Raw genomic sequence first — 14,368 nt, forward strand, 5'->3', positions numbered from 1 at the left:
AGCAATATTCATGTGTTGCATGAGTCCCGGGTTGGCCGAAGGCGTTTTGCTCTGCTTCACCCTTTCACGCACACCACCTGCTTGAGCGTGTGCAGCACGTCCACCAAATCGGCCTGGGCGGCCATTACGGCGTCTATGTCCTTGTAGGCCATTGGAATTTCGTCAATCACGCCCGCGTCCTTGCGGCATTCCACGCCTTCGGTCGCCCTGATTTGGTCGGCCTCCGTGAACAGTTTTTTCGCCTGGGTGCGGCTCATGGTGCGGCCTGCGCCGTGGCTGCAACTGTTGAAGCTGTCGGGGTGCCCCTTGCCGCGCACGATGTAGCTTTTGGCGCCCATGCTGCCGGGAATGATGCCCAGCCGCCCTTTTTCGGCGCTGACCGCGCCCTTGCGCGTGACAAAAACCTCCTGGCCAAAATGCGTTTCGCGCTGCACGTAGTTATGGTGGCAATTCACCGCCTCCACATGCGTTTCAAATGGCTTGGTAATGACTTTTCGCATGGCATTGATCACGCGCGTCATCATCACTTCGCGGTTGGCGGCGGCAAATTTTTGCGCCCAGCCCACGGCTTTCACATATTCACCAAAATACCGCGCGCCTTCTTCAAAATAGGCCAGGTTTTCATCCGGCAGATTTTGCTGGTGCAATCGCGCATCTTGTTTCGCCAATTCAATGAAATGCGTGCCTATGGCATTGCCCACGCCGCGCGAGCCGGAATGCAGCATGATCCACACGGCCTGATTTTCATCCAGGCAAATTTCAATGAAATGGTTGCCCGTGCCCAGCGTGCCCAGGTGTTTGTAATTGTTCGTCTTTTCCAGGCGCGGGTGTAATTCGCACAATTGCCTGAATTCATCGGCCAAACGGGTCCAGGCCGCGTCTGTTTCAGCGGGCGGCGTTTCCCAGCCGCCTTTGTCGCGGCCATATTTCTTGGGCGTCATGCCGTGCGGCACCGCTTTTTCAATGGCGCTGCGCAGCGGCCCCAGATCGTCGGGCAAATCGCTGGCCGTCAGCGTGGTTTTGCAGGCCATCATGCCGCAGCCAATATCCACGCCCACCGCCGCCGGAATAATGGCTTTGATGGTTGGAATCACCGTGCCAATCGTGGCGCCTATGCCCAGATGCACATCCGGCATCACCGCCACGTGTTTGAATACCACGGGCAGGCTGGCGATATTTTTTAATTGCTGGCGCGCATCTTCTTCCACCGGCACGCCCTGGGTCCACATTTTGATGGGCGCAGCGCCGCCGATTTGCATTTGCAGGTAATGCCCGTTTTCGTTATTCACCTCAATGATTTCGGGCGGCATTTCTTCTGCGGCTTTTTCATTTCTGGCCCGCGCGGCCTCCAGGCGGCGTTCCAGCCGCTTTTGCGCCGCTTCTTCGGGCGCAGCGGCGTTTTGCCCATTTTTATTTATTGTTATCCCCCCACATTTCTTTGTTCGCACAATGAACTTTTCCCGCTTACTCTATTAATACTGTAAAAATGCCATACGCGCAAATAAACGGTAGAACTCAGAGCCCCATCGTATAAACATATATTATTGCCACATATATACCCCATTCACGCAACCAAAATATATCGTTAACTTTCGCAGCACTATCTTCAATTGCAATACCATACCGATCATGATCCCCCATAAATCAGGCAAGCCTGAATCAGAGTTTCGGCAACCGTGCCTCAGCTTGTTTCGCCATACAATTGGATTATTTTATCTGCCGTAGTGTGGAATGCCATCACTCTATATTCGATCTAAAAAACATCAACATACAATGGAAGCAAGTTATTGCATTTAAGCCAGAAGTATAAATTGTCATCAAATAATGGTTTATTTTGATCCGTTATATTTTGCACCTTCCTTCTTGACATGAGAAGATCTGCGACATCCCTTGGACTCATTTTCATTTCTTTTTGAAATATTAAACAAAAGAACTCATTAACAATCCCGATGGCTTTTTTCGCATCTCCAAAATGGATATGAGACACAGCTTTAGGTAAACCTATCTCATTATTTTCTCGAGGCATATGAGTGCAATCACTAGATATGCGCTCACATTTTATTTCACTCCTTTTGTTATGCACCATCTTATTTCTATACATCATAAGATGCGCAATATCACATTGCTCTAGATCAATGGCCTTGATATTTTTCTCGCTCAGGAATATTTGAAGCTTTTTCTTCCACGATAATCTTTCCTTTTCCTTATATTCGTCGTCATTATCATATAATGATTCAATACAGCAGTTAATACACGATTCCGTATATAGACAAATAAATACGATCGACGCTCTTGCCATTAACATCGAATCTTTTTCTGCGCAACTTGCCCTAAAGTCGGAAGACATTTTTGCGAATGATAATGCATCTTCCAAATAAATGGTCGCTGCTCTTTCGTAACACTTTTCTTTCATCTTATTCTCCAGGTTGTTGAATCGATATAGCTGTTATTATATCGGCTTTCTAGAAATATATTGAGACGCGCGCCACTGCCGCCGCAATTGGGCGCGGCGCTGTTTTTCCTGTTTGAAGGCTTGAACGTCAAAGGTGCGGGCGGCTTTGCGGGCCAGGCCGTCTTGCGTGCGCTGGCGCTGTTCGGCCAGCTTTTGGCGGCGGGCGATGCGGCAGGGCAGGCAGCGCGTGGCGGTGCTGTAGATGCTGCCCTGGCAGTCTTCGTACCACCACTTTTGCTGGCGGGCTGTCCATATTTCTTCCTTGCCGCAGTCCATGCAGCGGAAGGGAACGGGTTCATAAAACTGCTTGCAAGCCGCGCCGTAGCTGTTGTTGGGGACCAGGCGGCTGACGTCCGCTGCCAGCCTTTGTGTGCAGGGCTGCTTGCGCGCGGCTTTTTGTTCGGTGCGCAGTTGCTTGCGGCTTGGGGTGTTTTTCATGATGGCCAAGATGAGGGGAAGACGGGGCGGCGCGGGGCCGCCCCTGGGAGATCAATTCAATTCGCGCCTTCACCGGCCGCAAAACCCATGAAGACGCACGGCGGCAGCCCTCCATGCGATGGCAGCCGTTTCAGTCCTGCCGGAGCTTGACCAGCCCGCTGAGCACTTGATCCAGCCCGCCGACGACGGAGATTTTGTCGATGCGTTCAGCCACGCGCTCCAGCGTTTCCAGCTCTTTCATGCGCAGGGCGACGGGGTTGCCTTCCATGACCTTGGCAGTGTTGAGCAGCGAGCGGGTGGCAGCGGTTTCCTCGCGGCGGCGGATGACGTTGGCCTGGGCGGCCTTTTCGGCTTCCACCACCTGGGCGAGGATGGTTCGCATGTCGCCCGGCAGGATGATGTCTTTCACGCCCACGCTCTCCAGCGCGATGCCGCTGCCAGCCAGGCGCGGCTGCACCTGGGCGAGCACGGTGGCGTCAATGGCGGCCTTGTCTTCCAGCAGGGCGTCCAGCGTGCGCTGGCCGACGGCGGCGCGCAAGGCAAATTGCAGTTCGCGGTACACGTGATCGGCGGGCTTGGGGTGCTGGCCGAAGGCGGTTTGCGCGTCGGTGTAGCGCCAGACGGCGGTGAGGTTCAGGCGCAGCGTGACTTTGTCGCGGGTGAGGATGTCTTGCCCGGCGACTTCGGCGGTTTGCGCGCGCAAGTCCACCACGTCCACACGCACGGCGTGCCCGTGCTGCCACCAGCCATGCACGCCGGGCGGCAGGGTTTCGCGGATTTGCCCGTCCACCCACAGCAAGCCGGTGTGAAACTGCGGCACTTCGGCCATGAGCGGCGCGTAGCGGTTCATGCCCGCAGCGCGGGCGGCGCGTATGCGGGCCAGCAAGTCGGCGGGCACGCGCAAATCGGGCGGCACAGGCAGCACTTGCGCTTGCACTTCGTGCAGGCCCTTCCAGTACAGACGCCGCGTGGCGGGCGGGATGATGGCGGTCAGCACGCCATCTTCAATGAGCAGGGCCACTTCGTCCTCGCCCGTTTGCACGCGCACAAAGTGCTCGGCCACCACTTGCGGCTCGCGCGCCATCAGGTAGTCGCTCAAAGAGTGCGTGAAGGCGCTTTCTTCCAGATTGAAGGCTTGGGTGCGCAGCTCGTCGCCCCAGGCCGCGATGCGGTGCTTGCCTGGCATGAGCATGCGGTCAAAGTCGCCATTGCGCAGGAGCATGGCGCGTTCGTTTTTCTTGACCCGTATGGTTTTGAAGCCCCAGGTTTTCATGTTTTTTCTCCTATGGCGATTCGCGCAAGTCATTCACGCCGAACCGGTTTGTTTCAAAGAGGTTCAAAAAAGATTGCCGAACCCTGCCCCGGCAGCGGGCCGGCGCGTGAGCCGGGCGCAGACGGGCGGCGTGCGATGCGGGCGGCGCCCAGAGAGCCTGCTTTGAGGCCAAGGCCCTGCCAAGGCGGCCTTTTCTCTGGCGCGGCCCGCCGCTGGCCGCCCGCTGCGGCCCCGGTGCGCGCGCTGGCGCGGGGCCGCCGGGGCAGGGGCGGCGCGGCTGGCAGGCCGGGCAGGCTTGACGCCAGCCGTGGCCTTGAGGCCGCGCCGCACTCGGCGGGAGGGGCCTTGCGGCCCCGGTACTTGAGCATTCCTTGCGAAATGCGGTTTTGTTTGGCGGGACTCGAACCCGCTACCGATGCATTAACAGTGCATTGCTCTACCGAATGAGCCACAAACAATTTGCCTGGCAGGACTTGAACCTGCGACTTCACCTTAGAAAAAAGTGCGCTCTATCCATACTGAGCTACCAGCAAAACCCGAACACCATCACCAGCGGCATACGGCGCGCCTACAGGCCGCTTTGCGCTGCAAGGCGCTTCGCGAACCGGGCGCCGCACCGGGCCGCAGGGCTTGTGGCCCGATGCGGCTCCTGCAAGCTGGCGGCAGCCATTCAGGTGCTTTCTTCAGTGCAGGCGGCATGCCAGCGCCGCTTGCAGGCGGCTGGAAAAGCATGCAATCCATTGAAATAGAAAGAGAAAATTTTTTCTGAAGGCGTCTGGCCGCGCCTTTCAGGCCCGGCGGCAGGCGGGTTGATTCGATATTCAAAGCTAGACTTTGAGATATGAATATCAAACCTGTATCGGCCATTGGCTTTCTCGGCACGCAGCTCGATAGCGGCATGGGCGCGGGCCGCTGGCAAAAGTGGCGGCCCTCCGTGGCGCTGTGCCAGCAGCCTGGTCAGCCCGTGGCGCGGCTGGAGCTGATTTACACCGGCGAGCGCCACCGCCGGCTGGCCGAATGCGTGCAGGGCGACATCGCCTCCTTTTCGCCCGCCACCGACGTGCGCCTGACCCTGCTGCCCATTGCCGACCCCTGGGACTTTGGCCAGGTCTACGGCGCGCTCTATGACTGGGCGCACGGCTACGCCTGGGCGCCGGACGAGTGGCAGTACTGGGTGCACATCACCACCGGCACGCACGTGGCGCAAATCTGTTTGTTCCTGCTGGCCGAATCGCGCCACCTGCCCGGCGTGCTGGCGCAAACCTCGCCGCCGCGCCGCTGGGGCACGGGCGAGCCGGGCCAGCTCTCGCTCATTGACCTGGACCTTTCGCGCTACGACGCCATCGCCCGGCGCTTTGAGGCCGCGCAGCGCGACGCCGTGGCCTTTCTCAAAAGCGGCATCGCCACGCGCAACGCGCGCTTTAACGCGCTGATCGACGAAATCGAGCGCGTGGCCGTGCGCTCTGCCGCGCCCATCTTGCTGACCGGCCCCACAGGCGCGGGCAAATCCTTTCTGGCGCGGCGCATGGCCCAGCTCAAGCGCGAGCGCAAGCTCATCAGCGGCCAGTTCGTGGAAGTCAATTGCGCCACGCTGCACGGCGACGGGGCCATGTCCGCCCTGTTCGGCCACAAAAAAGGCGCCTTCACCGGCGCGGCCAGCGACCGCGCGGGCCTGCTCAAAAGCGCCGATGGCGGCGTGCTGTTTCTGGACGAAATCGGCGAGCTGGGGCCGGACGAGCAAGCCATGCTGCTCAAGGCCATCGAAGAAAAGCGCTTCTACCCGCTGGGCAGCGACCGCGAAGTGGGCAGCAACTTCCAGCTCATAGCCGGCACCTGCCGCGACCTGCGGCGCGAAGTGGCCGCCGGGCGCTTTCGCGAAGACCTGTTTTCGCGCATCAACCTCTGGACTTACGACCTGCCGGGCCTGGCCGCGCGGCCCGAAGACATCGAACCCAACATCGACCACCTGCTGGCCCTGCACGCCAGCGAGCAAGGCCGCATGGCGCGCTTTCACCCCGAAGCGCGCAGCGCCTTTTTGCGCTTTGCCCAAAGCGAAGAAGCCGCCTGGCGCGGCAACTTCCGCGACCTGTCCTCCAGCATCACCCGCCTGGCCACCCTGGCCGAAGGCGACCGCATCACGCAAGCGCAAGTAGAAGCCGAAACCGCCCGCCTGCGCTGGCTCTGGGCGCGGCAGGAGCCGGAAAGCGGCTCCGAAAGCGGCCCCGAAAGCAACCCCGAAAGCGCGCCAGCGGCCGCCGACTGGCCCGCCCGCCTGCTGGGGCCGGAAAAAGCCGCCGCGCTCGACCTCTTTGACCGCCTGCAACTGGCCGCCGTGCTGCCCGTTTGCGCCCAAAGCGCGAGCCTGTCCGAAGCGGGCCGGCGGCTTTTTGCCCAATCGCGCCAGCAGCGCAAGGCCGTCAATGACTCCGACCGCCTGCGCAAATACCTGCTGCGCTTTGGCCTGAGCTGGGAGCAAATCAGGCAAGGCATGGCCGGCGGCGTCAAACCCTGACAAGCGCCGCCGGACCGGAGCCGCCAGCGCCAAAACCGGCCTTGGCATTCGCATGCGGCTTTCCTCATGAAACGCTTTGCCGCCTTGCCCTCACAGCTTTCTCCCCCTTCTTTTTGCCCCTCTATTGATAGCATGGGGTCCTAGTGGAACGGGCGTTATGGCGCATTTGGGCTCCGCTAAATTTGCTTCCTTTTTTGATGCAAAACGGCTGCATGGCGGCAAAGAGAAAACGTGCGCTCTGGCCGGAAGGGCGCGGACGCCTGTCAGGTGCATCCATGACAATTGGCGCAATGACCACTTACGTTTTGACCCTCTCCTGCCCGGACCGCATGGGCATCGTGCATGCCGTCTCCGGCTTTTTGCTGGAAAACGGCGGCAACATCGAAGAAGCGGCGCAGTTCAACGATCAGGCCACGGGCCTGTTTTTCATGCGTGTGCAGTTTGTGGTGACGGACGAAAACCCCGAAGCCAAAAGCCAGGCCCTGCGTGCGGCGCTGGACGCGCTGGCGGCGCAGTTCGACATGCGCTGGCAGCTGCACGATGCAGCGCAGCCCATGCGCTGTGCCATCTTTGTCAGCCGCGAGGGGCATTGCCTCAACGATTTGCTGTTTCGATGGAAAAGCGGGCTGCTGCCGCTGGACATTCGCGCCATCGTCAGCAACCACCGCGATTTCTATCAGCTGGCGGCCAGCTACAACGTGCCTTTTCATCACATTCCCGTCACCCGCGAAACCAAGGCGCAGGCCGAGGCCAGGCAGTACGAAATCATCCAGGCCGAATCGGCGGAGCTGGTGGTGCTGGCGCGCTACATGCAAGTGCTCTCTGATGACCTGTGCCGCAAGCTGGCCGGGCGCGCCATCAACATTCACCACAGCTTTTTGCCCAGCTTCAAGGGCGCGCGGCCCTACTACCAGGCGCACGAGCGGGGCGTGAAACTCATCGGCGCCACGGCGCACTACGTGACTGCCGCTTTGGACGAAGGCCCCATCATCGAGCAGGATGTGGCCCGCGCCGACCACACGCACACCGTGGAGTCGCTCACCGCCGTGGGCCGCGATACCGAAAGCCAGGTGCTGGCCCGTGCCGTGAAGTGGCACGCCGAGCGGCGCGTGCTGCTCAACGGGCACAAAACCGTGGTCTTCCGCTGACGACCTGCGCAGCAGCCCGCTTCGTTTAAAACCTGTTCAAAAGTCGTGCGGCAAGCCTTGGGTGTTCGCATTCTTCACGCCCTGCGCATGAATGACCAAGAGCTTGCTTGAGGTGCCGCGCGCCGAGCTGATTTTTTAAGGTCTGCTCCAGCAGGCCGGCGCCTTGCACATTGAGCTCGGGCTGGATTTGGAAGCAAGCGTGCACGGTGCGCCATTTGGGAAAACCGCCAGGGACTTCCGAAACACCAGAATGGCTCCTTTAACAGGAGCAAATTCAAGCCGCCCAAAAACACGCTTCGCGCTTTCTGCACTAGGACATCATGCTATTGATAAAGTAGCGAAAAATTCTGGCCCGCCAAATGCATTGCTGCGCTACATTTTGGCGGCGGCGCCCTGGCGCGGCGCGGGCTGGGCGGCGTCTTGAAATTGCCTGGCGCGCCGCCAATTCCAGACACCTCTTTTGAACAAGGATTCCCTGCTTCATGACCACACTGACCCTGCTGCCCCCCCAACCGGTGGACATGCCGCTGATGCCCCTGCGCGACGTGGTGGTGTTTCCGCACATGGTCATCCCGCTGTTCGTGGGGCGGCCCAAGAGCATCAAGGCGCTGGAAGCGGCCGTGGGCGGAGAGCGCCGCATCGCCCTGGTGGCGCAGCGCACTTCCGGCAAGGATGAGCCGGCCATGACCGACCTGTACGCCACCGGCTGCATTTGCACTGTGCTGCAAATGCTCAAGCTGCCCGACGGCACGGTGAAAGTGCTGGTGCAGGGCCAGCAGCGCGCGGCGCTGGAGCGCGTGGAAGACGGCGAGTTTTTCACGGCCACCGTATTGCCCATGCCGCCGGAAGCGGCCGCGCCCGCCGACCCTACCGAGGCCGAGGCGCTGCGCCGCGCTGTCACGCAGCAGTTCGAGCAATACGCCAAGCTCAAGAAGATTCAGCCCGACATCCTCAATTCCATCTCCGGCATTGCCGAAGCCGAGCGCCTGGCCGACACCATCGCCGCGCACATGCCGCTGCAACTGCCCGTCAAGCAGAAGATGCTGGAAGTGGCCGACGTGCAAAAACGCTTGCAGGCGCTGCTGGAAGAAATCCAGCGCGAGGTGGACATTCTCAACGTGGACAAGCGCATTCGCGGCCGCGTCAAGCGCCAGATGGAGAAAAACCAGCGCGATTTCTATTTGAACGAGCAGGTCAAGGCCATTCAAAAAGAGCTGGGCGAAGGCGAAGACGGCGCGGACATTGAAGAAATCGAAAAGCGCATCAAGGCCGCCCGCATGCCCAAAGAGGCGCTGAAAAAGGCGGAAAACGAGCTGAAAAAGCTGCGCCTGATGTCGCCCATGTCTGCCGAAGCCAGCGTGGTGCGCAACTACGTGGACGTGCTGGCGGGCCTGCCCTGGTCGAAAAAAACGCGCATCAAACATGACCTGGCCCACGCCGAAGAAGTGCTCAACGCCGACCACTTCGGGCTGGACAAAGTCAAGGAACGCATCCTGGAGCACCTGGCCGTGCAGCAGCGCGTGGACAAAGTCAAGGCCCCCATCCTCTGCCTGGTGGGGCCGCCCGGCGTGGGCAAAACCTCGCTGGGCCAGTCCATCGCGCGCGCCACGGGCCGCAAATACGTGCGCATGGCGCTGGGCGGCATGCGCGACGAAGCCGAAATCCGGGGCCACCGCCGCACCTACATCGGCGCCATGCCCGGCAAAGTGCTGCAAAGCCTGAACAAGGCCGGCACGCGCAACCCGCTGTTTTTGCTGGATGAAATCGACAAAATGGGCATGGATTTCCGGGGCGACCCGGCCAGCGCCCTGCTCGAAGTGCTGGACCCCGAGCAAAACCACGCCTTCAGCGACCACTACGTGGAAGTGGACTTCGATTTGTCAGACGTGATGTTCGTGGCCACCAGCAACTCCATGAACATTCCGCCCGCGCTGCTGGACCGCATGGAAGTCATTCGCCTGTCGGGCTACACCGAAGACGAAAAAACCAGCATCGCCATGCGCTACCTGCTGCCCAAGCAGATGAAGACCAACGGCGTCAAAGAGGCGGAGCTGAGCGTCTCCGAAGACGCCGTGCGCGACATCGTGCGCTACTACACGCGCGAAGCGGGCGTGCGCTCGCTGGAGCGCGAAATCTCGCGCATCTGCCGCAAAGTCGTCAAGGGCCTGCAACTGGGGCAGCTGAAGCCGAAAGTGAAAGTCACGGCCAAAAACCTGGGCGACTTTCTGGGCGTGCGCAAGTTCACCTATGGCCGCGCCGAGCAGAACAACCAGATCGGCCAGGTCGTGGGCCTGGCGTGGACGGAAGTGGGCGGCGACTTGCTCACCATTGAAGCCGCCGCCATGCCCGGCAAAGGCAACATCCTGCGCACCGGCATGCTGGGCGATGTGATGAAAGAGTCCGTCGAAGCCGCCCGCACCGTCGTGCGCGCCCGCGCGCGCCGCCTGGGCATTGCCGACGACGCCTTTGAAAAGCTGGACATCCACCTGCACGTGCCCGACGGCGCCACGCCCAAGGACGGCCCCAGCGCCGGCGCGGCCATGACCACGGCCTTCGTCTCGGCGCTGACCGGCATTGCCGTGCGCGCCGACGTGGCCATGACGGGCGAAATCACCCTGCGCGGCGAAGTCACCGCCATCGGCGGCCTGAAGGAAAAGCTGCTGGCCGCGCTGCGCGGCGGCATCCGCAAGGTGCTCATCCCCGAAGAAAACGTGAAGGATTTGCAGGAAATTCCGGAAAACGTGAAAAACGGCCTGGAAATCATCCCCGTCCGCTGGATCGACCAGGTGCTCGAAACCGCCCTGGAACGCCTGCCCGCGCCGCTGCCCGACGCGCAGGCCGCTGCCGCCCCGCCGCTGCCTTCCGCCGCCGCCGTGGCGGCCGCTGCCAAAAAGCGCGCGCGCGGCGCGCGCGCGGACGCAACCCGGCACTGAGCCGCCTGTATCCCACCCGCAGCTCTGGAGCAATGAATGGAACAGCAGTCTGCGAAGCACTCAAAAACAGGAGCGGATTCAGGGGTCATCAAAACGGCTCCTGCGCTTTATGCACTAGGACATGACGCTACGGATAAAGGAGCGAAACAAGCCCGCCGCAGTCCATCTGTTTCCTGCCAGCGCCTTTTTTCGCCCCGCTTTTCTTGCCTCGCTTGGCCAGAGTTTGGCGCAGGCGTCTGCCATAGCCTTCACAGAAGCTCTAAAAAGCCCCGGCAAGAAACACGAAGCAAAGCGGTCATTTCGTAAAAACGCGTAAAAATCGCTTGATAGCCGTTCTTGTTTGTCGCTATAATCGCTGCGGTTCTCCAAGCCAGCGCGGGTGAACGTGACCACCGACTTCCCCCTGCGCGAACCTCTCTGCGCCGGACCTGCACTTTGTCAGTGCGGTCCGGCTTTTTTATGCTGCGCGGAACCTGCCCGGTATCTACCGCCAGGCCGCGCCCGCTTTCATTCAGAACCCGTGCGGAGCCTGACCGTGAGGGAGCGCGAGGCGGGGCGGGCGGCAAGGCGCTAATCGCAGATGGCTTGGCGGCCTCCATCAAGGATTCGCAAAACCCAAAAGCGCCCAAGGCCGCGCTTTTCGCACTGACAGATAAATTGCGAACAGGTTTTCAGGAGCGGTAATCCGCATTGATGCTTACATATTCGTGGCTCAGGTCGCACGTCCAGACGGTTTCGCTGGCCGCGCCGCGCCCCAGGTTCACGCGCACGGTGATTTCGGGCTGTTTCATCACGCGCTGGCCGTCTTCTTCGCGGTAGTCCGGATGCCGCCCGCCGCGAGTGGCCACATGCACGCTGTCCAGATACAGATCGATTTTTTCCGTGTCCAGATCGGCAATGCCCGCGTAGCCAATGGCCGCCAGAATGCGGCCCAGGTTCGGGTCGCTGGCGAAAAAGGCCGTTTTCACCAGCGGCGAGTGGGCGATGGCATAGGCCACCTGGCGGCACTCGGCGGCGTTTTGCCCGCCTTCCACCTGCACGGTGATGAACTTGGTCGCGCCTTCGCCGTCGCGCACGATGGCCTGCGCCAGCCAGCGCGCCACTTCCAGCAGGGCGGCAAACAGCGCCTGCCCTTCGGGCGACTGAAGCGACTGCACGGGCGCGTGCGCCGCCTTGTTCGTGGCGATGACGATGAAAGAGTCATTGGTCGAGGTGTCGCCATCGACCGTCACGCGGTTGAAGGAGCTTTCGGCCAGCGCCCGCGCCAGCTGAGGCATCAGGCCGGGGGCCACGCATGCGTCGGTTGCCACAAAGCCCAGCATCGTCGCCATGTTGGGGCGGATCATGCCCGCGCCCTTGCTGATGCCCGTGACGGTCACTGGCGCGCCGCCCACGCTGGCTTTCACGCTGCGCGCTTTGGGCACGGTGTCCGTGGTCATGATGCCTTCGGCGGCCTTGAGCCAATGGGCAGGCTGCGCATCGGCCAGCGCGGCGGGCAGGCCCGCTTGCAGGCGCTCCAGCGGCAGCGGCTCCAGGATCACGCCCGTTGAAAACGGCAGCACCTGCTGCGGCCGCACGCCCAGCTGCGCGGCCAGCGCGTCGCAGGTGCGGCGCGCCGCCGCCAGCCCCGCTGCCCCCGTGCCTGCATTGGCGCAGCCCGTGTTGATCACCAAAGCGCGGATGTCCGCCCCGGCTCCTGCCGCCAGGTGCTCGCGGCACACCTGCACGGGCGCGGCGCAAAAACGGTTTTGCGTGAACACGCCGCCCACGCTTGCGCCTTCATCGAGCAGCATCACGGTCAAGTCCTTGCGCCCGGCCTTGCGGATGCCCGCCTCGGCCACGCCGATGCGCACGCCGCTGACAGGATGCAGGCTGGCCGCGTCTGGCGGCGAAAGATGGACTGGCATGGCAAAAACTCCTTCGTTATCGGAAAACAGGGAAAAACGCGCGGCTTCCAGCCACGGCAGGCGGGCGGCGCGCTATGCAAATGATAGTTACAGGCCGGATCAGGCCAGCTGGCGCGCCAGCGCCATGGCTTCTTCCACGCGCTCGACGGCGTGAATGGTCAGGCCCTCGAAAGCCTTGTCTTTTCTTTTGGGCGCGTTGGCCTTGGGCACTACGGCCACGGAAAAGCCGAGCTTGGCCGCTTCCTTCAGGCGCTCCTGCCCGCGCGGGGCGGGGCGCACTTCGCCCGCCAGGCCCACTTCGCCAAAGGCCAGAAAGCCCTTGGGCAGCGCTTTGCCGCGCAGGCTGCTGGTGATGGCCAGCATCACCGCCAGATCGGCCGCCGGTTCGCTGATGCGCACGCCGCCCACGGCGTTCACGAACACGTCCTGATCGCCCGTGGCCACGCCCGCGTGCCGGTGCAGCACGGCCAGCAGCATGGCCAGGCGGTCGCGCTCCAGCCCGACGGAAAGCCGCCGGGGGCTGGGGCCGCCGCTGTCCACCAGCGCCTGCACTTCCACCAGCAAGGGGCGCGTGCCTTCCAGCGTGACGAGCACGCAGCTGCCGGGCACCGGGTCGGCGTGCTGGCTCAAGAAGATGGCGCTGGGGTTGCTCACGCCCTTCAGGCCCTTTTCCGTCATGGCGAACACGCCGATTTCATTGACGGCGCCAAAGCGGTTCTTGATGGCGCGTATCAGCCGGAAGCTGCTGTGCGTGTCGCCCTCGAAGTAAAGCACCGTGTCCACCATGTGCTCCAGCACGCGCGGGCCGGCCAGCTGCCCGTCCTTGGTCACGTGGCCCACCAGCACGATGGCGCAGCCTTGCGCCTTGGCCCAGCGCGTCAGGTGCGCGGCGCACTCGCGCACTTGCGCCACGCTGCCGGGGGCGCTGGTGAGCTGGTCGCTGTAAATCGTCTGAATCGAGTCAATCACCGCCACGGCGGGCTGCCGCGCGGCCAGCGTGGCCACGATTTTTTCAAGCTGGATTTCAGCCAGCACCGCCACTTGCGAGCCAGCCAGCCCCAGCCGGCGCGCGCGCAGCGCCACTTGCGCGCCGCTTTCTTCGCCCGTCACGTAAAGCGAAGGCACGCCCGCGCGCTGCAAGGCATCCAGCGCCTGGAGCAGCAGCGTGGATTTGCCGATGCCCGGATCGCCGCCCATGAGCACCACGCCGCCGGCGACGATGCCGCCGCCCAGCGCGCGATCCAGCTCGGCCTGGCCCGTGGGCGTGCGCGCCACGTCTTGCGCCTCAATGCTGGCCAGCGCCTGCACGTCTGACGCGGGGGCCAGCGCTGCGAAGGCCGCGCCCAGCCGGTTCTTGCCGCCGCCTGCGGGCGCTTGCGCCACGGTTTCCACCAGGCTGTTCCACGCCCCGCACGAGGGGCACTTGCCCAGCCAGCGCGCGCTGGCGGCCCCGCATTCGTTGCAGGCGTAGGTGGTCTTGCTGCGGCTCATGGGGCGGCGATGGTAGCGGCGCGGCAAGCGCCCCGCCGCCGTTTCAGGCGGCCGCCGTCCAGCCCGCCATGCGGAGCCAGAAGGGCCTGGGCGGGCCGCGCCTTTGAGCTGTTGAAAACGAGTGCTCCTGCCCGCCGGAGGATGACAAAAACAGGAGCAAAAGCAAGGCCCATGAAATGCCGCTCAGCGCCCTATTCACTAGGACCTCATGCTG

General features: G+C 62.3%; 10 protein-coding genes and 2 tRNA genes. 4 read left to right on the forward strand and 8 right to left on the reverse strand.

Annotated elements, in window-relative coordinates; all coding sequences use genetic code 11:
• Nucleotides 1–56: 56 nt before the first annotated feature.
• The 6 genes from C1720_RS05515 to C1720_RS05540 form a co-directional block, all read right to left on the reverse strand.
• Nucleotides 57–1,259, reverse strand: a complete 1,203-nt coding sequence (locus C1720_RS05515; protein WP_102284525.1) for an RtcB family protein — start codon at nt 1,257–1,259, stop codon at nt 57–59.
• Nucleotides 1,260–1,753: 494 nt separating this feature from the next.
• Nucleotides 1,754–2,413, reverse strand: coding sequence for a hypothetical protein (locus C1720_RS12850; RefSeq protein ID WP_146006880.1), 660 nt, complete (start codon nt 2,411–2,413; stop codon nt 1,754–1,756).
• Nucleotides 2,414–2,449: 36 nt separating this feature from the next.
• Nucleotides 2,450–2,890 carry a zinc-ribbon domain containing protein gene (locus C1720_RS05520; protein ID WP_102284526.1) on the reverse strand — a complete coding sequence of 147 codons (441 nt, stop codon included), beginning with the start codon at nt 2,888–2,890 and terminating at the stop codon, nt 2,450–2,452.
• A 130-nt stretch (nt 2,891–3,020) separates the two neighbouring features.
• Nucleotides 3,021–4,163 carry a slipin family protein gene (locus C1720_RS05525; RefSeq protein ID WP_102283501.1) on the reverse strand — a complete coding sequence of 381 codons (1,143 nt, stop codon included), beginning with the start codon at nt 4,161–4,163 and terminating at the stop codon, nt 3,021–3,023.
• Nucleotides 4,164–4,548: 385 nt separating this feature from the next.
• Nucleotides 4,549–4,621 (reverse strand) — tRNA-Asn (locus C1720_RS05535).
• Nucleotides 4,621–4,697: transfer RNA gene (locus C1720_RS05540), tRNA-Glu, on the reverse strand. The genes C1720_RS05535 and C1720_RS05540 overlap by 1 nt, the downstream gene beginning before the upstream one ends.
• A gap of 307 nt (nt 4,698–5,004) precedes the next feature.
• On the opposite strand from C1720_RS05540, the gene rtcR reads away from it, so the two are divergent.
• From rtcR to lon, 4 genes are all read left to right on the forward strand, one after another.
• Nucleotides 5,005–6,675, forward strand: a complete 1,671-nt coding sequence (rtcR, locus tag C1720_RS05545; protein WP_102283503.1) for an RNA repair transcriptional activator RtcR — start codon at nt 5,005–5,007, stop codon at nt 6,673–6,675.
• Nucleotides 6,676–6,965: 290 nt separating this feature from the next.
• A complete protein-coding gene (gene purU / locus C1720_RS05550; RefSeq protein WP_102283504.1) occupies nt 6,966–7,823 on the forward strand; it encodes a formyltetrahydrofolate deformylase in 858 nt (285 codons plus the stop codon).
• A 163-nt stretch (nt 7,824–7,986) separates the two neighbouring features.
• The gene (locus C1720_RS14710) at nt 7,987–8,247 is read left to right on the forward strand and encodes a hypothetical protein (protein WP_146006881.1); all 261 of its coding nucleotides are present in this window, start codon (nt 7,987–7,989) and stop codon (nt 8,245–8,247) included.
• Between the two features lie 58 nt (nt 8,248–8,305).
• Nucleotides 8,306–10,756 carry an endopeptidase La gene (gene lon, locus C1720_RS05555; RefSeq protein WP_102283505.1) on the forward strand — a complete coding sequence of 817 codons (2,451 nt, stop codon included), beginning with the start codon at nt 8,306–8,308 and terminating at the stop codon, nt 10,754–10,756.
• A gap of 671 nt (nt 10,757–11,427) precedes the next feature.
• Here lon and argJ read toward each other — a convergent pair.
• Together argJ and radA are read right to left on the reverse strand one after the other, a co-directional pair.
• Nucleotides 11,428–12,663, reverse strand: a complete 1,236-nt coding sequence (gene argJ / locus C1720_RS05560) for a bifunctional glutamate N-acetyltransferase/amino-acid acetyltransferase ArgJ (RefSeq protein WP_102283506.1) — start codon at nt 12,661–12,663, stop codon at nt 11,428–11,430.
• Nucleotides 12,664–12,762: 99 nt separating this feature from the next.
• Nucleotides 12,763–14,154, reverse strand: coding sequence for a DNA repair protein RadA (radA, locus tag C1720_RS05565; RefSeq protein WP_050716459.1), 1,392 nt, complete (start codon nt 14,152–14,154; stop codon nt 12,763–12,765).
• Nucleotides 14,155–14,368 lie beyond the last annotated feature (214 nt).

This window comes from Ottowia massiliensis (assembly GCF_900240305.1).
GTDB classification, from domain to species: domain Bacteria; phylum Pseudomonadota; class Gammaproteobacteria; order Burkholderiales; family Burkholderiaceae_C; genus Ottowia; species Ottowia massiliensis.